The following is a 24017-nucleotide window of genomic DNA, read 5'->3' as shown; positions in this document are numbered from 1 at the left end:
GGATGACCGCTACATGCTCTCCGGGGCCGAGACCCCGAGCAGTTCCAGGCCGTTGACGATGACCTGACGGGTGGCGTCGACCAGCCAGAGCCGGGCCCGGTGCAGGTCGGTGATCTCCTCGTCGCCCTTCGGCGTCACCTGGCAGTTGTCGTAGAACCGGTGGAACGACTGCGCCACGTCCTGCTCCAGGTAACGCGCCACCCGGTGCGGCTCGCGCAGCTCGGCCGCCGTCGCGAGCACGGCCGGGTACTCGGCCAGCGCCTTGAGCAGCTCGTTCTCCTTGTCATGGCTGAGCAGCTCGGGCCGGAACTCGTCCGGCGTTCCCCGGGTCACCCCCCGCTCGACGGCGCGCCGGCTGATCCCGGCGGTCCGGGCGGCGGCGTACTGGACGTAGTAGACCGGGTTGTCGCTCTTGGCCCGGGTCCAGAGCTCCACGTCGATGTCGATCGGGGAGTCGCTGGAGTAGCGGGCCAGCGCGTACCGCGCGGCGTCCACCCCGATCGCCTCGACCAGGTCCTCCAGGGTGACCACGGTGCCGGCCCGCTTGGACATCCGGACCGGCTGACCGTCCCGGACCAGGTTGACCAGTTGCCCGATCAGGATCTCCAGGGTCTGCTCCGGGTCGTCGCCGAAGCAGGCCGCCATCGCCCGCATCCGGCCGATGTAACCGTGGTGGTCGGCACCCAGCATGATCACGACCCGGCCGAAGCCCCGCTCGCGCTTGTCCAGGTAGTAGGCGCAGTCGGCGGCGAAGTAGGTCCACTCGCCGTTCGACTTGCGCAGCACCCGGTCCTTGTCGTCACCGAAGTCGGTGGTCCGCAGCCAGGTCGCGCCCTCCAACTCGTACGTCCGACCCTGCTCGGTCAACCGGGCCAGGGCAAGATCCAGCTCGCCCCGGTCGTGCAGGTCCTTCTCGTTGAAGTAGACGTCGAACCGGACCCCGAACTGGTCCAGCGAGGAGCGGATCTCGTCGAACATGAGGGCGACCCCCTCGACCCGGAAGACCTCCTGGGCGACCGGGTCGGGACGGTCCAGCACGTCCGGGTGCAGCGCCCGGACCGCCTCGGCGATCTCGGCGATGTACGCCCCGCCGTAACCGTCCTCCGGCGCCGGCTCGCCCTTGGCGGCGGCCAGCAGGGAACGGGCGAACCGGTCGATCTGGGATCCGGCGTCGTTGAAGTAGTACTCCGTGGTGACGTCGGCACCGGTGGCCCGCAGCAGCCGGCTGAGCGCGTCGCCGACCGCCGCCCACCGGACCCCGCCGATGTGCACCGGGCCGGTCGGGTTCGCCGAGACGAACTCCAGGTTGATCCGCTCACCGGCGAGGACGTCGCTGCGGCCGTACTCCCGGCCAGCCTCGACCACGACGCGGGCCAACTGCCCGGCGGCGGCGGCGTCGAGTCGGATGTTGAGGAAGCCGGGGCCGGCGATCTCGACCGATTTGATGCCGACCGCCCGGCTCAGCTCGTCGGCCAGGCCGGCGGCCAGGTCACGCGGCGGCACCCCGACCCGCTTGGCGAGTTGGAGGGCGAGCGTCGAGGCGTAGTCGCCGTGCTCGGGGTTTCGGGGTCGCTCCAGGACCACCGAGTCCGGCAGCAGGGCGGGATCGAGCCCACGGGCGATGAAGACCGCCTGGGCGGCGGTACGGACGACCTCGGCGAGATTGGCGGGAGTCACCGAAACATGTTACCGGGGGTAGACTCGGTCACTCGGCGGACACCCTGCGCCTTCGTGACCCGCCACCCCCTGACCGACCGACCTGACGAGGCACCATGAGCATCAGCACCCAGGGTGGCGATCAAAGCCGTCCGTCCGTGGTCAGCACCGGTAAGAAGCCGGCGGCCGGTGGAAAGCCGGCAGCGGGTGGCAAGCCAGCGGCCGGGAACTCCGGTGGCGCTCGGCCCGGCGGAGGAGGTCGGGGCGCGGCCGGCGGGGGCAAGGGCCCGCGCAAGCCGATCACCCCGGTCAAGGTGAGCCAGGGCCGCAGTTGGGGTCCGATCGCCCTCATCGTCGCCGTCGGCGTGCTCGCCGTCGGCATCATCGGCTGGGGCGCCGTGGCCGTGTACCAGGGCGCCAAGCCCTGGGAGGACCAGGCCGCCGGCATCGACGGGATCAAGAACTACCGGGAGTCGGGGGACAAGTCCCTGACCGCCTCGGAGCACGCGTGGGGTCCGCTGACCTACGCGCTCAACCCGCCGGTCGGCGGTAAGCACAACTTCAACTGGCAGAACTGCATGGGCGACGTCTACGACGCGCCGATCGCCAGCGAGCACGCGGTGCACAGCATGGAGCACGGCGCGGTCTGGGTGACGTACAAGAGCGGGCTCCCGGTCGAGCAGGTCTCCAAGCTGGCCGAGAAGGTGCGCGGCAACGAGTACATGCTGATGAGCCCGGTCGACAACCTGGACAAGCCGATCTCGCTCCAGGCGTGGGGGTACCAGCTCAAGGTCGACAACGCGGACGACGGCCGGATCGACACGTTCATCCGGGCGCTGCGTACCAACGCCACCATCGAGCCGAACGCGACCTGCTCCGGCGGCATCACCGCGACCGGCACCACCCCGCGTGACCTGGGCAAAGACGGCGCGACCCAGTCCGAGCAGTAGGTAGAGGGAAACACCGATGGGCGCACCAACTCGCTCCGACGCGCCGGTTCCGGCCGGCGCGTCGGAGGTCGGGGAGACCGACGTCGACAACAACGCGTACGACACCACCGACGACGGTGGCGACAACTTCGACGGCCCGGGTGACGGCTCGGCGGTCGGCGAGGGTGGCCGCCGGTTCAGCACCGGCTGGGTGGCGGTCGGCCTGGTGGTCGGCCTGGTCCTCGGGGTCGCCGTCGGCCTCCTCGTCCCGGGCCTGATGCGGCCGGGCGACACCTCGGTCGAGGCCGGCTTCGCCCGGGACATGTCGACCCACCACGCCCAGGCTGTCGAGATGTCCCTGCTCGCCCACGAGAAGGCCACCGACCCGGACGTACGGACCCTGGGCGCGGACATCGCGCTGACCCAGCAGGGCCAGATCGGCACCATGCAGGCGTGGCTGCGGGAGTGGCACCTGAGCCCGACCGGCACGCAGCCCCGGATGGCCTGGATGCCGGACGGCGGCGGCACGATCACCGACGGCCTGATGCCGGGCATGGCGACCGACGCGGAGCGGGCCCAGTTGCGTGCCGCAACCGGTCGGGACTTCGACGTGATGTACCTCCGGCTGATGCTCGACCATCACCTGGGCGGCATCCACATGGCCGAGGAGGTGACGGATCTCTCCGACGACGAGGAGGTCCGCTACCTCGCCGGGACCATGGTCGCCGGCCAGAAGAAGGAAATCGCCGGAATCCAGGCACTGCTCGACAAACTAGGCGCGAAGTAGTCCCTTCTGGCCCGATACGGGGCGTTATGCCCGGCTGTGCACTTTAGGGAGTTTTCTCCGTAGATATCGTGACCAGTCATGATCCGGGCTCGTTGCCCCAGACGTGGGGGTTGTTCTCAAAGACGCGCGACGTTCGGTCACCAGTTGGTGCCGGCGACACACCATCGGTGGCGACGGCGCGGTGGCCGCTCGTCGCGGGCAGCGGTCAGGCCCAGCGGAGGCGCTCAGCCGCGATCAGGAGCTTGACCTGATCGACGCGCTGCGGGGCCGGTACCCGGACCAGTTCGGTCTCGACGATCCGCTCTGGACCCGACAGGGCGTGGCCGCCCTGATCGAGCGCCTGTTCGGGCTGGTCATCGAGCCGGCGGTGGTGGGAGAGTATCTGCACGCCTGGGGCCTGGGACCACGCGAGCCCACGGACCGGGCCTGTGGCCTCTGCGTCGACGCCGTACGCCTCTGGATGCGCCAGGAGTATCCGGCCATCGTCCGCTCCGCCCTGGAGCACCGGGCGGAGCTCTGCTGGCTCGGGCGTACCCGGTTGCACGGGGTGGCACCGGCGGCCGACGTGATCTCGGCGATGTCCGAGCGGGGACGGGTCAAGTTCATGATCACGACGCCGACGGTGGACCCGCCGTTGCCCCGGGACTTCCTGCTGCGGTTGAGCGGGGCGGACGGGCGGCTGGTGCACGTGGTGGTGGACGGGTCGTGGGGGCGGGGTGAGTGGCCTCGTCGGTTGCCGCCTCGGATCGCGCCGTACGCGTTGCCTTCTTGTGGTCGGTCTTAGGTTTGGGTGTGGGGTGGTGGTGGGGGGCGGCGTACCCCACTCTGGGCGGTCAGGCTTGATCCCGTCGTGGGGCACGCCGCCCCCCACCACCTGTGGGCAGCACCGCCTGAGGGATACCGATTCGGTCATCGGGGCGGGTGTTTGCTACTCTTTCCCGGTCGCTGAGCCCCCGTAGCTCAGGGGATAGAGCACCGCCCTCCGGAGGCGGGGGCGCAGGTTCGAATCCTGCCGGGGGCACACTTGCTAAAGAAGCTTCAACCAGCACGAGAACGCCCCTGACCAGGCGGAGACCCGGTCAGGGGCTTTAGTCGTCTGTCCGGCTGTCTACGGCTCTAACCGACCAGCCACGCCAAATACGCCAAAGTTCCGGAGCCCTTCACGTCGTTCCGGCTAGGCCACGGGTTCGGCAACGCTCAGCGGGGGTGCACCAATCACAGGCGCCCGGCACAAAAAGAGTCCAGGGCTGTGTAGCCAACCCCATCGGCTGTGGAAGTCGATCGCTTGGCTGCACCAGCGACACGTTGAGCGATAGATGACCCGATCATCCCCAAGGCGGCTCGGAACGAGCGGCTCAACCTCGCGGCAGGCGTCAACGAGCATGCATACCGCGTCCTCGTACGGCCGGCACGGCCAGCGGTGGAAGCAGGTGCCGCAGTGACCCAACCGGTGAGGTTGGTGAGCGGCGTACGTGCGGTAGCCCTCGATCCAACCTGCGGGGTTCGTACACCCCGCAGGCGGATCAGTTGGCGGGCGTCCGACATCCCACGACAGCCACGCGGGGATCTCCATGTCGCTAGACAAGGTAGAGCCGGTCTACGGAGCCGTCAGGCTTTAGGAGGGCAATACTCCCGCCACCAGGGTCAAAAAGGTCGAACACGATGTTGTAGACCGGCAGAGCGCGGTTGATGATGTCGGTCTTCGTGTCGCGGGTACACGCCATTGAAGCGCCCAGGACATCCACTGCCTGCGGCGTCAGGTTGGTCGTCACCTTCAGCATGCTGCTCACGTCGGGCACGGTGGCTCCGCCTGAACCTCAGCTTCTTCGGGCTGGTCAATGACGATGGTGAGCGCGAGCATGGCGTCTACGGTCAGGTTCCGACGCCACGCCTCGGCGGCGAGCCGGTGCATGGCGGCGTAAAAGTTGGCTTCGACAGTCAAGTCTTGGAGCAGGTTCACTTGCTCCCCTTGGGTATCAATCGTTTGAGCCCCGAAATCAAGACGAAGATCTCCCGGCGGGTCACGGCCTCGTGCTTGTCGTTCAACACGTAGCCCGTCAACCACGCCCAGCCGTCGTAGGTAATCCCCTTGTCAACGGCGGTGATGCGGAACGTAAACCCCTGGCCTTCGCCAAACTGGACACTCGCCGCCCTGCTGACGATCACCAGGTCGCCCGGCTCAGGCTGGCGGCCGGGAGTCTGCTTGCTCGCCATACCTTGATCCACCGTCAACTGCTGCGACATGAGCTACGTAGGCACAAACCGGTTGTCGGTTGAATCCCATGAGCTGGCGGGCGAACCCGACGTCCCCGGCCTGCTTCGGGGTCAGGATCAACGGCGAGGCACCCCCTCGGTAGACATCGCCGTTGATCCTGACGCTCATCGGTACGCGTGCCACGTACGTACGCGGGTCGCTCACTTGTGACCCTTCCGAAGTTCAGGACGAAGCATCCGGATCTCCGCCCGGCGTAACCCGGCGCGGAACGCGTGAACCTGCCGCTTCCTGCTGGCTGTGCCGCGCGTGTTGATCTCGTAGCCGTACAGCCAGACACGCCCCAGCTGGGTTGCTTCGGCGCGGATGACACGCAGAAGAATCTGACCGTTGCGGAATTCAGGGTTAGCCGCGCCGCCGATGAGCAGGGCATCGCCCGGCTTGGGGTCAAGGCCGGCCATGAGTGGCCTTGTAGGCGGAGCTGCTTGTTGTCTGGCCGCAGGTCGGGCACCACCTGCTCTTGACGCGGAAGCTGAACAGCCCCGCCAAGAACCCCAGAAGTACGCATCCGACGACGGCACCGATGATCGCCACGACGACCTCCTTCTCAAGGGGGCTCCGGCGGCCGGTTGCCGCCAGCTGAGGCCGGAGCCCCCACCTGGGAGCGGCCGGACGGATCGTGTTCGAGCGGAAACACGCACCACCAGCCCATGCCACCCTGGGCGGTTGCCCTGTGACATGCTGTGCCTATCGTGCTACTGCCCATGGGAAAATGCAAGGTAGGCATTTGCGCTTCGATCATCTGACACCCCGGCTTGTCTGTGCAGATGCACGGCAGGGACACTCTCAAGTAGGACGGAGCAAAGGGGATGGACTTGTCGGCCAGGCGGCAACCACCAACGGTGCGGCTACGCAGACTCGCCGCTGAGCTGCGCGGTTTGCGCACGGCCGCCAGCCTCACCCGCGAGGAAGTCAGCGAGCAGACCAACATCAACAGCGCAACGCTCTACCGGATCGAGACAGCCAAAGTCCGGCCTCAGCGACGCACGTTGCTCGCACTCCTCGATAAATACGGCGTAACCGATGAAACCAGACGCAACGAATTGATCGACCTGTCGAAGCAGGCCACCCAGCTCGGTTGGTTGCAGGCGTTCGAGTCGGAGCTGCCGGATGAATACACGGCCTACATCAGCTTCGAGGCCGAAGCGTGCGGCGTGCGCAACTACGAGTGCCTGTTCGTTCCGGGGTTACTTCAAACCGAGGACTACGCCCGCGCCGTCATCGCCGGCGCAGTGCCGATCGCTGACGATGGGTACGTCGAGCGGCGAGTTGAGGCGCGACTCAAGCGCCAGGCATCGCTCCAGAAAGACGACCCGCTGAACCTTTGGGCGATCATGGACGAAGCGGTGCTTCACCGCATGGTAGGCGGCACGAAGGTTATGGTCGAACAACTGACCGCCCTGGCCAACGCCTCGAAACAGCCGCACATCGTGGTGCAGGTCGTCCCGTTCAGCGTCGGCGCTCACCCGGGCATGCCAGGCTCGTTCGCCATCATGGACTTCCCGGAGACCGCCGACCCCGACTTGGTCTACATCGACAGCATGGCCGGCGAGCTGTTCTTGGAGCGTGACGCCGATGTCCGGCGCTTCACGGTGATCTTCGAGCACCTGCGCGCCGCCGCACTCAGCCCCGTGGATTCCGCTCGACTGATCCGCGAGGTAGCCGACAGAATGAAGTAGGCAAGGAGGAACTGATATGGGATCTATCCCTACTCATGCAGCTTGGCGGAAGTCGAGCAGATCATCATCCAACGGGCAGTGCACCGAGGTACGCGACCGCAGCGTTGCCATCGACGTACGCGACTCGAAGGATCCACGCGGCCCGATGCTGACCTTCAGTCCAGCCGCCTGGGCCGCCTTCACCGGAAGCATCAAGGACGGCGTGATCACCCCGTAAGGTCGTCCCCATCCGGCCTCAACTGTCAGCGACTCCCTGTCGATCTTGAAAGGGGGTCGCTGCCCCATGTCGTCGAACGGGACCAACGCGTGCTCACAAATTAGCGCCCGAGCGCAGCAGCCCGTCGACGCTTCCAGCGTCTAAAGGGAATACAGACATCGTTACCGTACGTGGTTTACTCGACTTCCGAGCACAGGCGCGCCAACGCCCACTTGAGACCGGAAGATACCTCGACTTCCGATAAGTCGACAGCGAGGGCGATTTCAGATTTCGGGAACTGATCGAAGTAGTAGAGATATAGAAGTTCCTTTTCCTCTGCGGCGAGCCGGCGAAAGCGGCCGATAAGCGGGTCGTCGTTTTCCACCCACAGTTGGCTGGCAATGCTCATCTCGGCAACGTCCTGCAACAGGAGTTCAAGGTTGTCAGTCAGGACCGTATCGCTCACGAGGAGAGCTTGGGATACCTCGCGAACCACCTCGGCGGGGACGTCTAGATATTGAGCGATCTCAGCTTCGCTCGGGCTCCGGCCGAAGTCTTGTAGCAAAAACTCCTCAGCCTCTCTGACCATGAGACTATAGTCACACAGAACAGTGCTAGTGTTCACGCCGGTCTGTCTCCGAGACCACAGAATCCCTCGGGCCAACCCCTCAATCCGGGCCTTCAGGTAGCCAGGCAGGTATCCTCGCCGAGGATCATGATCCCGCACCGCACGAACCACGCCCTCACCCCATATCTCCTCGGCCAGCTCTCGTCTCCGGTATCGCCAGGCGACTGCATTGGCGATACCCTTAGCCATCGGTATGCAGTCCTCGATGATGGCGTTCTCCATCGCCCTTCTCGTTGGATCGTTCTTCGGAAGATGCTGAAACTTGAGGAACCGCTCCCGAAGTTCTTGCTCCCATGCGTCTGGCCGCAACTGAGGGAACGCCGCGATCACATGTTTGCGCGAGTACTCGGGTCGCAGGAAGGTCCTGACGAACTTCCTGATCACGACCTCGTCGGGCAGCACCCCGTGCTCCATCTCCCGCACCTCCTCGATCGCGAGACCCAACTTGATCGCAAACTGGTCCCGGCTGCGCCGCTCCAGGATCCGAATGGCCGCGAAATAGTCGGCGAAGCTCCGATAGCGGCCCGGATCTCTGCTGCCGTTCCAAAAATGGCCGAGCTTCGGCGCGATCTGATCGAAGGTGAGGCCCGCGTTGGGGGCCTTGTCCAGGAGGTCCAGCAGGAAGACCTTCGTCGGCACGCGCTTGCCGGCTCGGTAGCGCGAAATCGTTACCGAGGCATGTCCGGTCAGCCTGGACAACTCGGCTGGTCGCATGTCCAGTGCAGACAGAACGGCCTCGATGACATACCCGCCCGCTTGCCGGCGGGAAAGATTAGGCGGAATTGCGCCGCCCGACCGAACACGAGTCATGTTGCAAATTTAGAGGGTGTATGACCTCGATGTCGGACAGTGTGTCCGTCGGCAGGGGTGAGTCGGCGAGCAGGCTGTGGAATGTATCCCTCGTCGCCCCTTGGAGCTGACGGACGAGCAGTGGGACATCATTGAGCCCATGTTGCCGCTGGCCAAGCGGCTCAGCAGGCCGGAAAAGACCCTCGGCGGGCGATCGTGGGCGCGATCCCACCGTGCTCCGGACCGGACTGTTCCTGCGGCAGTTGGCGGACGACTTTCGCCATGGTCGAGGGTGTACCGGCACTTCAATCACATTAAATGGCGGGGGCGACTAGGTTTCGGATACCTGCTGAGCTGCGAGCCAGGACCGTACCGCGAAAGCGTGGTCGTGACCCGACGGACCCGATAGATCGACAGATTCAAATTTTTTGGCGCGTAGCTAGTCGACCGGCATTCACCAGGAGTGATCGACGGTAGTGGCTGCGCGTGCCCGATGGGCGGCAGGACGGCGAACTACGGTCGAGAGCGGGTCGAGGTCGCGGCTGTTAGAGTGGGTGGCGAGTGATCGGGAAGTAAGGGGAGACCAGACATGGCGGGTGACGTCGACATCTCCGGGTTATTCCGGATGTGAGCGGCCACGGCGGACGCGGAGTGAGCGTCGGCGCCGGGCCTTGTCGTCGTTCCACCAGTCCCCCTTCCGCTGGGCGGTTCTGTCGCGCCCGCATCACATCCGAGGACTTCCGTCATGTCCGAATCCTTTGTCATCTGTTCGAACCTCTCCTTCTCCTGGCCCGACGACACCCCGGTCTTCCAGGAGTTGTCCTTCAGCGTGGGCGGCGGCCGTACGGGGCTGGTCGCGCCGAACGGGGCCGGTAAGAGCACCCTGCTCCGGCTGATCGCCGGTGACCTGCGGCCGGGCGGCGGCTCGGTCTCGGTCAACGGGGTGCTCGGCTACCTGCCGCAGACGCTTCCCCTGGTTGGCGACCTCACCGTGGCCGAGTTGCTGGGCATCGCCCCGGCGTTACGGGCGTTGGAGGCGATCGAGTCCGGGGACGCCAGCGAGGAGCACTTCACCGCGATCGGGAACGACTGGGACATCGAGGAGCGGACCAGGGCCGAGATGGACCGGCTCGGTCTCGGGGACGTGTCGCTCGGGCGGCGGCTGGAGACCCTCAGCGGCGGCCAGGTGGTCTCGCTCGGCCTGGCCGCGCAGTTGTTGAGGCGGCCCGACGTGCTGCTGCTGGACGAGCCGACCAACAACCTCGACCTGGACGCGCGGCGCAAGCTCTACGGGGTGCTCGACGACTGGAACGGCTGCCTGCTGCTGGTCAGCCACGATCGGGAGCTGCTCGACCGGATGGAGCAGATTCTCGAACTCGACCGGGGCGAGGTCCGCACGTACGGCGGGAACTACACCGCGTACACCGAGGCGGTGGAGGCCGAGCGGGAGGTTGCCGAGAAGAATGTGCGCAACGCCGAGCAGGAGGTCAAGCGGGAGAAGCGGGAGATGCAGCAGGCCCGGGAGCGGGCCGAGCGTCGGGCCAGCAACGCCTCCAAGAACCTGAAGAACGCCGGTCTGCCGAAGATCTTCGCCGGGACGATGAAGCGGGGCGCCCAGGAGTCGGCGGGCCGGGCGAACACCACCCACGCCGCCCGGGTCAGCGACGCCAAGGCGCGGCTCGACGAGGCCGCCCGCGCGCTGCGGGACGAGCAGAAGATCAGCCTGGAGCTGCCCGGTACGAACGTACCGGCGGGACGGACGGTCTTCCTCGGCGAGCGGATGCGGGTCCGGTACGGCGACCGGGTCCTCTTCGCCGGGCAGGGTGCGGACCTGACCATCCGGGGGCCGGAGCGGATCGCGTTGACCGGGCCGAACGGTGCCGGCAAGTCGACCCTGTTGCGGCTGGTCAACGGCGAGTTGGAGCCGGAGGGCGGCGGGGCCACCCGGGCGGTCGGCCGGGTGGCGTACCTGTCCCAGCGGCTGGACCTGCTCGACCTGGACCGGACGGTGGCGGAGAACCTGGCCGCGTTCGCGCCGACGATGCCGGAGGAGCGGCGGATGAACCTGCTCGCCCGGTTCCTGTTCAAGGGACCCCGGATGCACCTGCCGGTCGGCGTCCTCTCCGGTGGCGAGCGGCTGCGGGCCACCCTGGCCTGCGTCCTGTACGCCGAACCGGCGCCACAGTTGCTGCTGTTGGACGAGCCGACCAACAACCTCGACGTGGTGAGCGTGGTGCAGTTGGAGAGCGCGCTCAACGCGTACCAGGGGGCTTTTGTGGTGGTCAGCCACGACGAGCGGTTCCTCTCCGAGATCGGGGTGGATCGCTGGCTGCGGCTGACCGACGGGCGGCTGACGGAGATCGCGGCGCCGGACGGCGACTGAGGCCGCACGCGGCAGCCGCTCCGATCCGGGTCCGGGGAGTCTCGGCCCTGGGTCGGAGCGGCCCCGGGTCGGGGCGGTGTCGGTGGCGTGTCGGGGCGGTGTCAGCCGGGCCGCGCACGCTGGTCGGCATGACAGTTGATCTGGTGATCGAGGCCGAGGGCCTGGTCAAGAATTTCGGGAAGACGAGGGCGCTGCGGGGCGTGGACCTCGCGGTGCCCCGGGGGACGGTGCTCGGGGTGCTCGGCCCGAACGGCGCCGGCAAGACCACCGCCGTACGAATCCTCTCCACGCTGCTGACCCCGGACGGCGGGACCGCCCGGATCAGCGGCTTCGACGTGGTACGCGACGCCGAGCGGGTCCGCCAGAGCATCGGCCTCACCGGCCAGTACGCCTCGGTGGACGAGGACCTGACCGGGCGGCAGAACCTGGAGTTGTTCGGCACGCTGCTGGACCTGGGACGGGCCGGTGCCCGGCGCCGGGCCACCGAGCTGCTCGACTGGTTCGACCTGACCGACGCCGCCGGACGGCCGGCGAAGACCTACTCCGGCGGGATGCGGCGGCGGCTGGACCTGGCCGCCAGTCTGGTCGGCTCACCGGACGTGATCTTCCTGGACGAGCCGACGACCGGGCTGGACCCGGCCAAGCGCGAGGACATGTGGGACGTGGTCCGGTCGCTGGTGACAAACGGCTCGACCGTGCTGCTCACCACGCAGTACCTGGAGGAGGCGGACGCGCTCGCGGACGCGATCACGGTGATCGACCACGGCCGGGTGATCGCGTACGACACGCCGGAGGGATTGAAGCGGGTGGTCGGCGGACAGACGCTCGAAGTCCGCCCGTCCGACCCGGCCCAACTGCCCCGGACCTCGGCGATCCTCTCCGAGGTCGGCTCGGGCGCGCCGGCCGACGAGATCCGCAAGGGTGTGCTGGCGGTGCCGGTGGCCGACGACCGGGCGATGACCGACGCGGTCGCCCGGTTCGCCGCCGCCGGCATCTCGGTCACCGAACTCTCGCTCCACCTGCCGAGCCTGGACGAGGTCTTCTTCACCCTCACCGGGCGGACGGCCTCCGACGACGACACCACCCGGACCGAGGACGACAACAGCAGCAGCAAGGCGAAGGAGGTGGCGGCATGAGCGACACCCTGGTCGGCGCACCGCCCACGGCGAGCCGCGCGATCCCGGCGGCGGCCACCCAGCCACGGCCGTTCCGACTGGTACGACACTCGCTGGCGCTGGCCAAGCGCAGCCTGATCAAGACCTGGCGTACGCCCGAGGCGCTGATCGACGTCACCCTGCAACCGGTGCTGTTCCTGGTCATCTTCGTCTACATCTTCGGCGGCGCGGTCGCCGGATCCACCCACGACTACCTTCAGTTCCTGCTGCCCGGCATCCTGGCGCAGACCATCGCCACCGGGGCGATCGCGATCGGGGTGAACCTCAACACCGACATCGCCAAGGGGATTTTCGACCGGTTCCGGTCGCTGCCGATCCCTCGTTCGGCGCCGCTGGTCGGGGCGGTCCTGGGCGACGTCGTACGGTACGTGATCGTCACCGTATCGACCCTCGCGATCGGCTACCTGCTCGGTTTCCGGATCGAGACCGATCCGCTCCGCGCGATCGCGGGTTGCCTGCTCGCGGTGCTGTTCGCGCTCTGCCTGAGCTGGCTGCCGGTCTTTGTGTCGATGAAGGTACGCACCCCGGGTGCCGTACAGGGACTGATGTTCGCGCTGATCATGCCGTTGAGCTTCGCCTCCAACGTGTTCGTCGACGCCGGCACCCTGCCGGGCTGGATGCAGGCGTTCGTCCGGGTGAACCCGATGACGCACCTGGTGGAGTCGGTACGCGGACTCTTCCTCGGCACGCCGGTCGGCGCGCACGTGTGGTGGACGCTGCTCTGGTGCGCCGGCTTCGTGGCGGTCTTCATGCCACTCGCGCTGCGCGCCTACCGGCGGAAGATCTAGCCGGGCCGGCGGAAGGTCGATCTGGCCGGGCCGGCGATCCTGGCGTACCAGCGAAGATCTAGCCGAGCAGGTCGTCCATCAGTTCGCGGATGCGGGCGCCGACCGCGCCGACCGGCCGGTCCCGCCACCCGGCCAGCAACGGCTCACGCTGCTCCTCGTCGCCGAGGGCAGCGCTGAGCCGTTCACCCTCCCTCGGTGGCACGAACATGCCGATGTTGCTGCCGACCCGGGTGCCGAGCGCCCAGAGTTCGCGGGCGGTCTCCGGGTCGTCCCGGTACGCCGCGAGTTCGGCACCGCCGAGCGCCCAGGTCCCGATCACCGGCAGGTCGTTCGAGGAGAGGGCCTCCTCCCGGGTCAGGGTGAGCAACGCGGTCACCCGTGCGTCGGCGTCGTACGCCAGATCCGGCCGCGCGGGTGCCACCCGCAGGTAGAGGACCGCGACCGCGACCCGGAGCACGACCCGCGGCTGGGGTTGCGGGTCGGTGGAGCCGGCCACCACCCGGACCACCGCGTCGGCGTGGTCGAGCACCTCGTCGTACCGCTCGCGCCGGCAGGCGAGGTGGGCCAGCCCGAGGGACGCCTGCGCGGCGTCCATCTCGTCGGCCTGGCCCGGCGTCGCCGTCTCCCGTAGCCGTCGCTCCGCCTCCGGGTCACCGCCCAGAGCCAGTTGCACGTCGAGCAGCACCCGGATCGACCGGGCGTCCTGTGCCGCGCCGACCAGCTCCATGTGCCGTACGCTGCGCGCCAGCCACTCGGTGGCCCTCGGGTCGCCCCACGGGGTGTAGAAGTGTCCGACCCCCTGCGCCGCCATCGCCATGCCCCAGTGGTCGCCGGCCTGCTCGAACCGGTGGTACGCCTGCTCCGCGTCGACCATCGACTCCGCCGGCTGGCCGCCGTTCTCGCGTACGGCCGCGCGGGCGAACAGGCCGAGCCCCTGCACGTACGGGTCCGGGTGGGCGATCATCTCCTCGGCGCCCTTCAGGCTCTCCTCCGGGTCGAACGCGTCGAAGCCGGGCAGCGCCGAGGCGAGCACCGTCTGCCGGGGCGACACCTCCTCCGGCCGCTCGGCGAGCAGCACCCGCAGCGCCCGCCGGGCGAGTACGGCCAGCCGGAGCAGCCCGCTGATCCCGGAGTTGACCCCGACCAGCAGGCAGAGCCAGGCGAGCCGGTCGGCGTTCGGCAGTGGTCTGCCGCTGAGCCGGCCGTGCATGATCGCCGAGCGGCGCCGCCGGTCCGGGTCGTCGACCCGGAACAGGTCCCGGGCCCACCCGATCACCTCCAGGTGCAGGCCGCGCACCGACCAGAGGTGGAACAGCGCGACGGCGATGTCGACCACGGCCGGTTCGTCGTCGTACCCGTTCGCCCAGCGCAGCCCGGCGACCAGGTTGTCCTGCTCGGCGGCGCACCGGGCGAGCGCGTCGAGCTGGCCGGGTCCGACGAACCGGGCGGCGAGCGCGACGGAGCGGTCCCGGGACCACCTGACCAGACCGGCCATCGCCGGGCCCCGGTCACCGGCCGCGTCGAGGCGGGCCTCGCCGTACTCGCGGACGGTTTCGAGCATCCGGTAGCGGGGCGGGCCGTCCCCCTCGACCAGGGTCAGCAGGGACTGTTCGACCAGTGTCGCCAGCCCGCGCCGTACGTCCGGGGTTCGCGCGACCTCGGCGGCCAGGTCGGCGGTGAACGGCGCCGGGATCACCGCGAGACGTTGCAGCAGTTCGCGGTCGTCCGGGGCGAGCAGTTCCCGGCTCCAGTCGACCATCGCCCAGAGGCTGGCGTGCCGTTCCGGCAACCCGCGCAACGCGTCGTCCAGCAGTGCGAACCGGTCGGTCAGGCCGGCGAGCACGTCGTCGATCGGCATGTGGCGCAGCCGCGCGGCGGCGAGTTCCAGCGCCAGCGGCAGGTTGTCGAGCCGGTGGCAGAGTTCGAGCGCCCGTACGGTGTCCCAGGTCGGCACGGCGCCACCGGCTCTGGCCCGGGACTCGACCAGGCCGAGCGCGTCGGCGTCGGGCAGCGCGGCCAGCCGGTGCACCAGTTCCCCGGCCAGCCCCAGCGGGGCCCGGCTCGTCGCCAGCACCACCACCTCCGGCGAGGTCGCCGCGAGCAGGTCCGCGACAACGACGGCCACCGCGTCGAGCACGTGTTCGCAGTTGTCCAGCACCAGCAGCCCGTCGAGGTCCGGCGCGACCGCGCGCAACCGGTCCTCGGGGCTGAGCACCCGGCGTTCGAGGCCCAGGTTGCCGCCGGTGGCCGAGGTGTCGGCGCCGCCCAGTGCGGCCAGCACGGTGGGCAGCACCTCGTCGGGCGAGCGGAGGCCGGCGAGTTCGATCACGCGTACCGATCGGCCGGTCGCCGCCGCCCGGCGGGTCACCTCGGCGGCCAGCCGGGTCTTGCCGGCACCGCCGGTGGCGACGATCGTCACCAGCGGCGCCTCGGCGATCGCCTCGTCCACGGCGTCGACGTCCCGCTCCCGGCCGACGAGCGCGGTGACCGGTCGGCGCCAGGCGGCGGGCAGGTTGATCCGGGCCGACTGCCGGCGCGCGGGGGTACCGCTGACGTTCTCGGTGAACGTCGCGACCGGTGGGCTGGTCAGCTCGCCGCGCAGCAGCGCCAGGTGGACCTGCGTGATCACCGGCGACGGGTCGGTGCCGTACCGGTCGGCGAGTTCGGCGCGGAGCCGCTCGACCACCTCCAACGCCTCCGCGTCGCGCCCCTGGGCGGCGAGCACCCGGACCAGCAGGGCCGCCGACGGCTCGTCCGGCGGGGTGTGTCCGACCAGCCGGCGCAGGTCCGGCTCCGCGAACGGCCCGGCTCCGGCGAGGGCCGCCTGGGCCAGTACCCCGGTGACGTCCGCGAAGAGGCGGGTCTGTTCGGCGGTGGGCAGTTCCGGGACCTCGGGGAAGAGCGCGCGGGCCTGGTCGGCCACGCGCCGGGCGGCGGCGACGTCACCCGTACGGAGAGCGGCCCGCGCCCGCTCGACCAGTGCCCGCGCCTCGACGGCGTCGACGGTGACCTCGTCGGCGGGCAGGCGGTACCCGCCCGGCACGGCGACCACGGGCAGGCCGAGGCGGCGTACCCGGGAGACGAGAGCCTGGACCGCCCCGGTCGCGTCGTCCGGCGGCGTGCCGTCCCAGACCGCGTCCACGAGCAGCGGGGTGCTGACCGCCCGCCCGCGCGCGTCGACGAGGGCGCGGACCACCGCCGCGAGCCGCTCCCCCCGGACCGGCAGGCCGTCGACGGCAAGCGGGCCGAGGATCGTGATCTGCACGGACCCAGCATCCCCCACCCGTGCACCGGGCGGCCGGGACACCCGGGACCATCGCCGGGCGGGCGTCGCCGGCCGAGGCTCACCGTTTGTCGTGCTCGGCGCGGGCGGCGTCGATCTCCGGTACGTGTCGGTCCGCCCAGTCGACCACGACCAGCATGGCCTGGAGCAGACCCGCGCCGAGCGGGGTGAGCCGGTAGTCGACCTGGGGCGGCGTGCCGGCCCCGACCGTACGGGCGACGAGTCCGTCGCGCTCCAGGCCGCGAAGGGTCTGGGTGAGCATCTTCTGGCTGGCACCGGCGACCGAACGGGCCAGCTCGCCGTGCCGCCGGGGACCGTCGCCGAGTTCCTTGAGCAGCAGGCTGACCCACCGGTCACCGAGCCGGTCGAGCACCCGGTGCCCCGGGCAGACCGCCACCGCCGCCCGGTGCGACTCCCGTGCCGCCTCCCGCCGTTGCGCGGCACCGCGTGTCACCACCGCCTCCTCCGATCTGTCGTGGGCACCCGAAAGTGCCTACTACCTGCGGCCGGAGACCAACCGTAACGTCGGCGACGTCCTCCCCCCACCCCGACACATCACCTGAGGAGACGCGGATGACCCGCATCGCGATTCTCGGTTCCGGCAACGTGGCCCGTGCGCTCGCCGGCCCGCTCGCCGCCCACGGCCACCCGGTGACGATCGGCTCCCGTACCCCGGCCGGAGTGACCTGGGCCGGCGACGGCGTCGACGTGGCGCTCCCGGCCGATGCCGCCGACCGGGCCGAGATCGTCTTCAACGCACTGCCCGGGGCGGTCTCGCTGCGGACGCTGACCGACCTGCGCCCGGCACTCGCCGGCAGGACCCTGGTCGACGTGGCGAACGCGGTCCGGACCGGCGCGGACGGCTTCGCCAGCGAACTGCTCCACCCCGGCAGCAGCCTGGCCGAGCGGCTCCAGGCGGCGCTGCCGTCGACCGGGGTGGTCAAGACGCTCAACACCATGCACGTGTCGCTGATGGCGGACCCGGCCAGCCTGCCCAACCCACCCACGGTTTTTGTCTCCGGCGACGACCCGGAGAACCGCCTGGCCGTCCGCCGGCTCCTGGGTGATCTGGGCTGGCGGCGGGAGTGGGTGGTCGACCTCGGCGGCCTGGTCACGGCCCGGTGGACCGAGACCTTCCCGCTTGCCGTACGCCCCCTGGTGCACGCTCTCGGACCGGTCCCGTTCGGGCTCGCCGTCGCCCGCTGAGTCACCGCCGCCCGCCGAGTCACCGCCGAATGCCGAGTCACCGCCACCCGCTGAGTGACTGTCGAATGCCGAGTCGTCGTTGACCGGCTACTCCGCCCCGGAGAGGCGGTCGATGGCGTCGAAGAGGCCGAGTTCCTGGGCCGCGTTCGCGGCGAGCAGGAAACCCGCGATGCCGAGAATCCAGCCGGTGGTCTCGGCGGCGTTGCGGGTCATCCACCCGTTCACCCAGACCAGTACGGGCTGCACCACGTTCGCCGCGACCAGGCGCAGGCCGAGCAGGAGCAGTGCTGGCAAAATCATCACCAGGCAGTACCCGCCGAGCACGGCCACGGTGCCGGGCAGACCCAGGTCGGCCGCGCTCAACAGCCCGATCGCGGCCAGGTAGGGCAGCATCGTCGCCGCCTCCAACGTGACCGCGGCCAGCGCCAGCGCGATCAGCGCCCGGGGCGAGCCCTCGCCGCTCATCGCCCGCTCCCGCCAGCGCAGCAGCCGGCCCGGCTCGCCGCCCGACCGCTTCTTGTTGAAGCGGAAGGAGAGGGCGAAGAGCGCGACGCCCAGGACGAGCTGCGCCACCTGGAACGGTCCACTGCTCAGCACCGGCTGGAGGTCGTCCAGGAAGGCCAGCACACCGGCGGTGAGGGCGATGCCGAGCACCAGGTAGAAGATCGCCACGGTGGCGAGGAAGACCAGCAGTCGCGAGGCGCGCAGCCGGCCGGGGGCGAGCATCATCCAGATCGGGATCAGCAGCGTGCCGAAGCTGGTGCTGTCGATCAGGGCCAGCAGCACCAGCGGACCGATCAGGGCCGGGTCCATCAACCATCCTCTCGTGGGGTGTCTGGTGGGGCGTCGTCTAGTGGGGCGTCTGGTGGGACGGCGTCTAGTGGGGCGGCGTCTCGCAGGGCGGATTCGAGCGTTTCGAGCCGCCGCCGCAGCAGGTGACGCACCCGCTGCGGCGGCAACTCCTCGCGGAAGGTGGCGCCCTGCAGGGCGAGGCCGTCGACAAAGGTGTGCAGCTCCGCCGCCTCGGCTTCCAGGCGCCCGTCGGGCAGGGGCGCGACCAGGTCCGCCGGCCACGGGCAGCCGGCCAGCTCGGCGACCGCGCCCCGGCTGACGTACCGCTCGCCGCGCCAGGCGGTCTGGCGCAGGTCGTCGAGGCTGGCGTCGACCCGGGCCCGGCCCAGGAAGGCGAGCCAGACCAGGACCTCACCGAGCCGTTCCTGGTCCAGTGGCAGCAACTCCTCCAGCAGGCCCTGGGCCAGTTCGAGACCGCCGCGCCCGGTGGCGAGACGGGCCTGGAGCCGTTCCGGCGTACGGCGAAGCATCACCTCCAGCGCGAACCGGAGCAGGCCGTCCTGGGTGGCGAAGTAGTGGCGCAGTGCCCCCATCGACCAGCCGGCCTCGGCGGCCACCGCGCGCACGGTCGCGCCCTCGACGCCGGCTCGGGCGACCACCGCCCAGACCGAGCGGGCCAGTTCCTCGCGACGCTGATCATGGTCGACAACCTTGGGCACGCCCCTTTGTAGCAGCCATCGGCCCGGGTTTCAACACAAGTGTGCGAAATAAAATCGTCGGCTCCGCGACCAAGCTGGACCACAGCGGCCACAGCCGTCACCGACCATGCCGGCCACAGCCGCCACCGGGGATCGCGAATACGGTTGATTCGATCGGTCGGATCGTCAAGGGTCGACGGGGTGCGCGTCCTCTTCGGCTTTGTCGGCGGCCCCGGACACCTGCTCCCGCTCGTACCGATCGCCCGCGCCGTCGAGGCGGCCGGTCACACCGTCGCGTTCGGTTGCTCGCCGGCCATGGCGGCCAGGGTCGAGAAGCAGGGCTTCACGGTGCTGACCCCATCTGCCCCCGTCACCGCTGGCGGCGCGCGGGCCGCCGGACCGGACATCGCCGCCGACCGCCCGCCGTTGCAGCCGGTCGACGTGGCGCAGATCGAACGGGAGATCCGGGAGATCTTCGCCGGCCGGGCCGCCCGCGAGCGCGCCGCAAGGATGTCCGACCTGCTGCCCGCCTGGCGGCCCGACCTGGTGGTCTGCGACGAGGCGGACTTCGGCAGCATGGTCGCGGCCGAACACCACAACCTGCCGTACGCGACCGTGCTGGTGCTCGCCGCCGGCTCGCTGATCCGGCCCGAACTCGTCGCCGAACCGCTGGCCGAGCTGCGCGCCGCGTACGGTCTGCCGCCCGATCCCGGGCTCGCCATGCTCCGCCGCCACCTGGTCCTCTCCCCCTTTCCGCCGAGCTTCCGCGATCCCGCGTTTCCGCTGCCCACCACGGCACACTCGGTCCGCTCGGTCAGTCCCGAAGCAGTCGAGAACCAGGACGTGTCACCCTGGATCGGGCGCGGGGACGGGCGACCGGGCGTCTACCTGACCCTCGGAACAGAGTTCAACGTCGAATCCGGAGACCTCTTCCCACGGCTCATCGCCGGAGTACGGAACCTGGAGGTCAACCTGCTCGTCACCGTGGGACGGCAGATCGATCCGGCCGAGTTCGGACCCCAGCCCGCGCACGTACGGATCGAGCGTTACGTCCCGCAGGCGCTGGTCCTGCCCCGCTGCGACCTGGTCGTCTCGCACGGCGGCTCGGGCAGCGTGATGGGGGCGCTCGAACACGGCCTGCCGATGGTGCTCGCCCCGATGGGCGCCGACCAGCCGTACAACGCCGAACGCTGCGCGGCGCTCGGCGTCGGCCGGGTGCTCGACGCCCGCACCGTCACCCCGACCGAGGCCGCGACGGCGGTGGCGGCGGTGCTCGCCGATCCCGCCTACCGACGGGCCGCCCGGCGACTCCGGGACGAGTCGGCCTCCCTTCCCGGACCGGAGCACGCGGTGCCGCTGCTGGAACGGGTAGGGCTGGGCATACCGGAGGTCTAGCGCCAGCCCGATGGATCCGCCCTGGGCTGCGAATTAGCGTCGTCACCGTGATTCCCGACGCGCCTAGCGACCCGATCGACAGCCCCCACGACTCGATCGACCAACCACGCGACCCGATCGACAGCCTCCACGACTCAATCGACCAACGACGCGATCCGGCCGGCGGACCTCGCGATCTGGCCGACCGACCCCGCGATCCGGCCGGCAGACCCGGGAACCCGTTCGAATCGGTGACCCGTGGACGGTTCCTGCTCGGCTCCTGGCCGTGGCGGTCACTGACCTACCTGCTGACCACGCCGGTCGTGGTCGCCGTCGTCGCCCTACCGGCGCTGGTGCTCGGTGCCCCCTGGCTGGTCGTGGCCCGGGGCTTCCACACCGGGCAGTGGCCGCCGGCCGGTGGCCTGCTGCTGGCCGTACTGCTCGGGATCGCGCTGGTCGCGGCGTTCGGGCCGCTGGTCGCGCTGCCGGTGGCCGTCGTGGAGCGGCAGCGGCTGCGACTGGTCGAGACCGAGCAGCTCGACACCGGGCACCGCGCTCCGACCGGTCCCGGTCTCTGGCCCTGGCTGCGCACCCGGTACGCCGAGCCGGCCACCTGGCGAGCGGTCGGTTACACCTTCCTGCTGGTCACCGCCGTCCCGGTGCTGTACGGCGCGCTGCTCGCCGTACCACTGCTGATCGTGATCTTCCTGGTCAGTCCGATCCTGGTGGGACAGGACTCCGGTCCGGTCTCGCTCGGACTCGACACCGTCGACTCGGTCGACTCCGCACTCTGGTACTCCCTCGCCGGTCTGGTCCTGCTCCCCGTCGTGCCGTACCTGCTGGCGGTGCTGGCCGGCGCGCACGGCTCGGTGGCCCGGTTGCTCCTGCACGACAGCGGCGCCGAACCGCTGCGCGCCGCGCTGGTCGAGGTCTCCCACTCCCGGGCCCGGCTGGTGGACTCGTTCGAGTCCGAGCGCCGCCGGATCGAGCGCGACCTGCACGACGGCGCCCAACAGCGGCTGGTCAGCCTCACCCTGCAACTCGGTCTGGCCCGGCTCGACCTGCCCGCCGACTCACCGTCGGCCGACACCCTGGCCAGCGCACACGAGCAGGCGAAGCAGGCGATGGTCGAGCTTCGGGAGATCATCCACGGGATCCACCCGCAGATCCTGGTCGAACGCGGGTTGCCGGCCGCGTTGGGTGAACTCGCCGATCGCTGCCCGATCCCCACGACCGTCCAGAGTGAACTCACCGACCGGCTGCCGGGCCACGTCGAGGCCGCCGCCTACTTCGTGGTCGCCGAGGCGCTCACCAACGCGGCCAGGCACAGCGACGCCACCGGCATCCGGGTGAGCACGACTCACCGGAGCGGTCGACTCACCGTACAGATCAGTGACGACGGCCACGGCGGCGCCGACCCGGCACGCGGCACCGGACTGACCGGGCTGGCCGACCGGGTCGCGGTGGTCGGCGGCCGGATGCTTCTCTCCAGCCCGCCCGGCGGACCCACGCTGCTCCAGGTGGAGTTGCCGTGCCCCCGATGACGGATGATGTCCCGGTGACCGGTGCGGTCGCGGGTGCGCCCGTGGGTGGGGCCGCGACGACCAGGGTGGTGCTGGCCGAGGACGGCGTGCTGCTGCGGGAGGGGCTGGTCGGGCTGCTCGACCGGTTCGGGTTCCAGGTGGCGGCGGCGGTCGGGGACGGCGAGGCACTGGTCGCGGCCGTGGCCGAGCACGACCCCGACCTGGTGGTCACCGACGTACGGATGCCGCCCGCCTTCACCGACGAGGGGATACGCGCGGCGGTACGGCTGCGTCGCGCCCGGCCGGACCTGGCGGTGGTCGTGCTCAGCCAGTACGTCCGGCCGGGTTACGCCGCCGAGTTGCTCGACTCCGGCCACGGCCGACGGGTCGGTTACCTGCTCAAGGACCGGGTGGTCGACGTGGCGGAGTTCGTCGACGCACTACGCCGGGTGGTGGCCGGCGGCACCGTGGTCGACCCCGAGGTGGTACGCCAGTTGCTGCGTCGCCACCGTGACCCGCTGGCCCGGCTCTCCGTACGCGAACGCGAGGTGCTCGCTCTGATCGCCGAGGGACGCTCCAACGCCTCGATCGCCCGGACGCTGGTCGTCTCCGAGGCTGCGGTGGGCAAGCACGTCGGCAACATCCTCGCCAAACTGGACCTGCCCCCGACCGAGGACGGCAACCGCCGGGTGCTGGCGGTGCTCGCCTACCTCGGCAGTGGCGGCGGATCGGCCGGGGATTGAACCTTTCCCGGGCCCGGTCCGAACTACAGGGCAGGGGCACGGGTACGCGTCGAAGGAGGCCGCTGATGGCGGGATCGGTACGGAGCGGAGCAGTCCCGGCGGTACGTGCCGCCCTGGTCGGCGGGGCGGCGGCCGGTATCCTGGCCGGCGGGCTGATGTTCGCCGCCCCGGCGCTCGCGGACGTCACCGTGACACCGGCCCAGGCGTACCGGGGTGACGCCGCCCGGCTCACCTTCCGGGTGCCGGACGAGCGGGCCGGCGCGTACACCACGAAGGTGGAGTTGCGGCTGCCCGAGTCGACGCCGATCGCCGAGGTGTATCCGATGTCGGTGCCGGACTGGGGGCCGAGCACCACCACCCGCTCGCTCGACCAGCCGCTGCGCGGCGTGCACCACGGCACGGTGACCGACGTGACCTCGACCGTCACCTGGGTCCGTACGGCACCACCGGCCACCCCCGGGGTCGCGGAGTTGGTGCTGTCGCTGGGTCCGATGCCCGAGGCCGAATGGCTCGTCTTCGACGTGACCCAGACCTATTCCGACGGCACCCAGGTGCGCTGGAACACGCTGCCGGGCGCGGCGGTCGCCGGAGCGAGCCCGGCCCCGGTGGTCGCCCTTGCCGCGCCGCCGGCACCGGCCCCGGCCGACCCCGGCGCGGGCCCCGAGGCGACGGCGCAGGACGAACCCGCGACGGACGGCTTCTCCGACGTGTTGCGCGTCGGGCTGCTGATCGTCCTGCTCGTCACCGCCGCGCTCGCCGGTGCGGCGATAGCCCGCCGCCGTCAACCGGCCACCCTGAACGCGGACCCCGAGCCCGAGCCGGCAGAGGCGGACGAACCCGACGCACCGGCCGACCCGACCAGCGAGCCCCGGCTGCGCCCCGCGTCCACCGCCCCCGAAGCCGGCTCCGACCCCCAGCCCATCCCCCACCCCGAAACGGACCGCGATCCGCAGGCGACCCCCCACCCCGAAACCGTCGCCCCAACCCCGGAACCCGCCTCCGCCACCCGCTGGCGCCTACGCCCCTAACTCGAAAATCGAACCGCAGGCAGACGCGCGGCAGCATCCCGCGTAGCGAAGCGGAGCGGGATGGGTGCTTGCCGGGTGGGCGGCTGTT

23 protein-coding genes and 1 tRNA gene are annotated in these 24017 nt (G+C 70.1%); 14 read left to right on the top strand and 10 right to left on the bottom strand.

Features of this window, described 5'->3' with window-relative positions; all coding sequences use genetic code 11:
• Positions 1 to 9: 9 nt before the first annotated feature.
• Positions 10 to 1677, bottom strand: coding sequence for an arginine--tRNA ligase (argS, locus tag ACI2K4_RS31490; protein WP_404516541.1), 1668 nt, complete (start codon positions 1675 to 1677; stop codon positions 10 to 12).
• A 95-nt stretch (positions 1678 to 1772) separates the two neighbouring features.
• Between argS and ACI2K4_RS31485 the strand changes: the two genes are divergently transcribed.
• The 4 genes from ACI2K4_RS31485 to ACI2K4_RS31470 all read left to right on the top strand — a co-directional run bounded on the left by ACI2K4_RS31485 (position 1773) and on the right by ACI2K4_RS31470 (position 4393).
• The gene (locus tag ACI2K4_RS31485; protein WP_404516540.1) at positions 1773 to 2606 is read left to right on the top strand and encodes a DUF3105 domain-containing protein; all 834 of its coding nucleotides are present in this window, start codon (positions 1773 to 1775) and stop codon (positions 2604 to 2606) included.
• Positions 2607 to 2622: 16 nt separating this feature from the next.
• On the top strand, positions 2623 to 3372 hold the full coding sequence (locus tag ACI2K4_RS31480; protein ID WP_404516539.1) for a DUF305 domain-containing protein: 750 nt from the start codon (positions 2623 to 2625) through the stop codon (positions 3370 to 3372).
• A gap of 103 nt (positions 3373 to 3475) precedes the next feature.
• Positions 3476 to 4156: a winged helix-turn-helix domain-containing protein gene (locus tag ACI2K4_RS31475; RefSeq protein WP_404516538.1), complete on the top strand. Its 681-nt coding sequence runs from the start codon at positions 3476 to 3478 to the stop codon at positions 4154 to 4156.
• A 165-nt stretch (positions 4157 to 4321) separates the two neighbouring features.
• Positions 4322 to 4393, top strand: a tRNA-Arg gene (locus tag ACI2K4_RS31470).
• Positions 4394 to 4949: 556 nt separating this feature from the next.
• Here ACI2K4_RS31470 and ACI2K4_RS31465 read toward each other — a convergent pair.
• The 4 genes from ACI2K4_RS31465 to ACI2K4_RS31450 form a co-directional block, all read right to left on the bottom strand.
• The gene (locus ACI2K4_RS31465) at positions 4950 to 5162 is read right to left on the bottom strand and encodes a hypothetical protein (RefSeq protein WP_404516537.1); all 213 of its coding nucleotides are present in this window, start codon (positions 5160 to 5162) and stop codon (positions 4950 to 4952) included.
• Entirely contained in the window at positions 5159 to 5332 is a 174-nt protein-coding gene (locus ACI2K4_RS31460) for a hypothetical protein (RefSeq protein WP_404516535.1), read from the bottom strand. Before ACI2K4_RS31460 ends, ACI2K4_RS31465 begins: the two co-directional genes overlap by 4 nt.
• Positions 5329 to 5586: a hypothetical protein gene (locus ACI2K4_RS31455; RefSeq protein ID WP_404516534.1), complete on the bottom strand. Its 258-nt coding sequence runs from the start codon at positions 5584 to 5586 to the stop codon at positions 5329 to 5331. The genes ACI2K4_RS31460 and ACI2K4_RS31455 overlap by 4 nt, the downstream gene beginning before the upstream one ends.
• A gap of 201 nt (positions 5587 to 5787) precedes the next feature.
• Positions 5788 to 6045 carry a hypothetical protein gene (locus ACI2K4_RS31450; RefSeq protein ID WP_404516533.1) on the bottom strand — a complete coding sequence of 86 codons (258 nt, stop codon included), beginning with the start codon at positions 6043 to 6045 and terminating at the stop codon, positions 5788 to 5790.
• 408 nt (positions 6046 to 6453) lie between these two features.
• On the opposite strand from ACI2K4_RS31450, the gene ACI2K4_RS31445 reads away from it, so the two are divergent.
• Both ACI2K4_RS31445 and ACI2K4_RS31440 read left to right on the top strand, forming a co-directional pair.
• Positions 6454 to 7323 carry a helix-turn-helix domain-containing protein gene (locus ACI2K4_RS31445; RefSeq protein ID WP_404516532.1) on the top strand — a complete coding sequence of 290 codons (870 nt, stop codon included), beginning with the start codon at positions 6454 to 6456 and terminating at the stop codon, positions 7321 to 7323.
• A 16-nt stretch (positions 7324 to 7339) separates the two neighbouring features.
• The gene (locus ACI2K4_RS31440) at positions 7340 to 7540 is read left to right on the top strand and encodes a DUF397 domain-containing protein (protein ID WP_404516531.1); all 201 of its coding nucleotides are present in this window, start codon (positions 7340 to 7342) and stop codon (positions 7538 to 7540) included.
• A 175-nt stretch (positions 7541 to 7715) separates the two neighbouring features.
• Here the strand turns inward: ACI2K4_RS31440 and ACI2K4_RS31435 are convergent, their stop codons facing one another.
• On the bottom strand, positions 7716 to 8957 hold the full coding sequence (locus ACI2K4_RS31435; RefSeq protein ID WP_404516529.1) for a sigma-70 family RNA polymerase sigma factor: 1242 nt from the start codon (positions 8955 to 8957) through the stop codon (positions 7716 to 7718).
• 724 nt (positions 8958 to 9681) lie between these two features.
• Here ACI2K4_RS31435 and abc-f point away from each other — a divergent pair.
• From abc-f to ACI2K4_RS31420, 3 genes are all read left to right on the top strand, one after another.
• Positions 9682 to 11319, top strand: a complete 1638-nt coding sequence (gene abc-f, locus ACI2K4_RS31430) for a ribosomal protection-like ABC-F family protein (RefSeq protein ID WP_404516528.1) — start codon at positions 9682 to 9684, stop codon at positions 11317 to 11319.
• Positions 11320 to 11447: 128 nt separating this feature from the next.
• Complete coding sequence (locus ACI2K4_RS31425; RefSeq protein WP_404516527.1) at positions 11448 to 12455, top strand: ATP-binding cassette domain-containing protein; 1008 nt, start codon at positions 11448 to 11450, stop codon at positions 12453 to 12455.
• Entirely contained in the window at positions 12452 to 13282 is an 831-nt protein-coding gene (locus ACI2K4_RS31420) for an ABC transporter permease (protein ID WP_404516526.1), read from the top strand. The genes ACI2K4_RS31425 and ACI2K4_RS31420 overlap by 4 nt, the downstream gene beginning before the upstream one ends.
• A gap of 58 nt (positions 13283 to 13340) precedes the next feature.
• Here ACI2K4_RS31420 and ACI2K4_RS31415 read toward each other — a convergent pair whose 3' ends face one another.
• Together ACI2K4_RS31415 and ACI2K4_RS31410 are read right to left on the bottom strand one after the other, a co-directional pair.
• Positions 13341 to 16547 carry a BTAD domain-containing putative transcriptional regulator gene (locus ACI2K4_RS31415; protein ID WP_404516525.1) on the bottom strand — a complete coding sequence of 1069 codons (3207 nt, stop codon included), beginning with the start codon at positions 16545 to 16547 and terminating at the stop codon, positions 13341 to 13343.
• Between the two features lie 79 nt (positions 16548 to 16626).
• Positions 16627 to 17019, bottom strand: coding sequence for a winged helix-turn-helix transcriptional regulator (locus ACI2K4_RS31410; protein WP_404516524.1), 393 nt, complete (start codon positions 17017 to 17019; stop codon positions 16627 to 16629).
• A 119-nt stretch (positions 17020 to 17138) separates the two neighbouring features.
• Between ACI2K4_RS31410 and ACI2K4_RS31405 the strand changes: the two genes are divergently transcribed.
• A complete protein-coding gene (locus tag ACI2K4_RS31405; protein ID WP_404516523.1) occupies positions 17139 to 17771 on the top strand; it encodes an NADPH-dependent F420 reductase in 633 nt (210 codons plus the stop codon).
• Positions 17772 to 17858: 87 nt separating this feature from the next.
• Here the strand turns inward: ACI2K4_RS31405 and ACI2K4_RS31400 are convergent, their stop codons facing one another.
• Together ACI2K4_RS31400 and ACI2K4_RS31395 are read right to left on the bottom strand one after the other, a co-directional pair.
• The gene (locus ACI2K4_RS31400) at positions 17859 to 18584 is read right to left on the bottom strand and encodes a GAP family protein (RefSeq protein ID WP_404516522.1); all 726 of its coding nucleotides are present in this window, start codon (positions 18582 to 18584) and stop codon (positions 17859 to 17861) included.
• Positions 18584 to 19282, bottom strand: a complete 699-nt coding sequence (locus ACI2K4_RS31395; RefSeq protein ID WP_404516521.1) for a TetR/AcrR family transcriptional regulator — start codon at positions 19280 to 19282, stop codon at positions 18584 to 18586. Before ACI2K4_RS31395 ends, ACI2K4_RS31400 begins: the two co-directional genes overlap by 1 nt.
• Positions 19283 to 19462: 180 nt before the next feature.
• Here ACI2K4_RS31395 and ACI2K4_RS31390 point away from each other — a divergent pair, with 180 nt between their 5' ends.
• The 4 genes from ACI2K4_RS31390 (at position 19463) to ACI2K4_RS31375 (ending at position 23929) form a co-directional block, all read left to right on the top strand.
• A complete protein-coding gene (locus tag ACI2K4_RS31390; RefSeq protein WP_404516520.1) occupies positions 19463 to 20656 on the top strand; it encodes a glycosyltransferase in 1194 nt (397 codons plus the stop codon).
• A gap of 230 nt (positions 20657 to 20886) precedes the next feature.
• Positions 20887 to 22179 (top strand): sensor histidine kinase, encoded by a 1293-nt coding sequence (locus tag ACI2K4_RS31385; RefSeq protein WP_404516519.1) that lies wholly within the window; start codon positions 20887 to 20889, stop codon positions 22177 to 22179.
• Entirely contained in the window at positions 22176 to 22901 is a 726-nt protein-coding gene (locus ACI2K4_RS31380) for a response regulator (RefSeq protein ID WP_404516518.1), read from the top strand. Before ACI2K4_RS31385 ends, ACI2K4_RS31380 begins: the two co-directional genes overlap by 4 nt.
• Before the next feature lie 65 nt (positions 22902 to 22966).
• Positions 22967 to 23929 carry a DUF1775 domain-containing protein gene (locus tag ACI2K4_RS31375; RefSeq protein ID WP_404516517.1) on the top strand — a complete coding sequence of 321 codons (963 nt, stop codon included), beginning with the start codon at positions 22967 to 22969 and terminating at the stop codon, positions 23927 to 23929.
• Positions 23930 to 24017: the final 88 nt, after the last annotated feature.

It is taken from the genome of Micromonospora sp. NPDC050397, assembly GCF_044901685.1.
In the GTDB taxonomy this organism is placed as follows: Bacteria; Actinomycetota; Actinomycetes; order Mycobacteriales; family Micromonosporaceae; genus Micromonospora_G.
This window is presented reverse-complemented; position numbering and strand designations above follow the sequence as displayed.

Bases quoted from the DNA above. Each gene is read 5' to 3' on its own strand.
- ACI2K4_RS31375 (WP_404516517.1), top strand. From the start codon at position 22,967: ATGGCGGGATCGGTACGGAGCGGAGCAGTCCCGGCGGTACGTGCCGCC.
- ACI2K4_RS31480 (WP_404516539.1), top strand. From the start codon at position 2,623: ATGGGCGCACCAACTCGCTCCGACGCGCCGGTTCCGGCCGGCGCGTCG.
- ACI2K4_RS31425 (WP_404516527.1), top strand. From the start codon at position 11,448: ATGACAGTTGATCTGGTGATCGAGGCCGAGGGCCTGGTCAAGAATTTC.
- ACI2K4_RS31455 (WP_404516534.1), bottom strand. From the start codon at position 5,586: ATGGCGAGCAAGCAGACTCCCGGCCGCCAGCCTGAGCCGGGCGACCTG.
- ACI2K4_RS31450 (WP_404516533.1), bottom strand. From the start codon at position 6,045: ATGGCCGGCCTTGACCCCAAGCCGGGCGATGCCCTGCTCATCGGCGGC.
- ACI2K4_RS31485 (WP_404516540.1), top strand. From the start codon at position 1,773: ATGAGCATCAGCACCCAGGGTGGCGATCAAAGCCGTCCGTCCGTGGTC.
- ACI2K4_RS31420 (WP_404516526.1), top strand. From the start codon at position 12,452: ATGAGCGACACCCTGGTCGGCGCACCGCCCACGGCGAGCCGCGCGATC.
- ACI2K4_RS31445 (WP_404516532.1), top strand. From the start codon at position 6,454: ATGGACTTGTCGGCCAGGCGGCAACCACCAACGGTGCGGCTACGCAGA.
- ACI2K4_RS31440 (WP_404516531.1), top strand. From the start codon at position 7,340: ATGGGATCTATCCCTACTCATGCAGCTTGGCGGAAGTCGAGCAGATCA.
- ACI2K4_RS31405 (WP_404516523.1), top strand. From the start codon at position 17,139: ATGACCCGCATCGCGATTCTCGGTTCCGGCAACGTGGCCCGTGCGCTC.
- abc-f (WP_404516528.1), top strand. From the start codon at position 9,682: ATGTCCGAATCCTTTGTCATCTGTTCGAACCTCTCCTTCTCCTGGCCC.
- ACI2K4_RS31400 (WP_404516522.1), bottom strand. From the start codon at position 18,584: ATGGACCCGGCCCTGATCGGTCCGCTGGTGCTGCTGGCCCTGATCGAC.
- ACI2K4_RS31380 (WP_404516518.1), top strand. From the start codon at position 22,176: ATGACGGATGATGTCCCGGTGACCGGTGCGGTCGCGGGTGCGCCCGTG.
- ACI2K4_RS31435 (WP_404516529.1), bottom strand. From the start codon at position 8,957: ATGACTCGTGTTCGGTCGGGCGGCGCAATTCCGCCTAATCTTTCCCGC.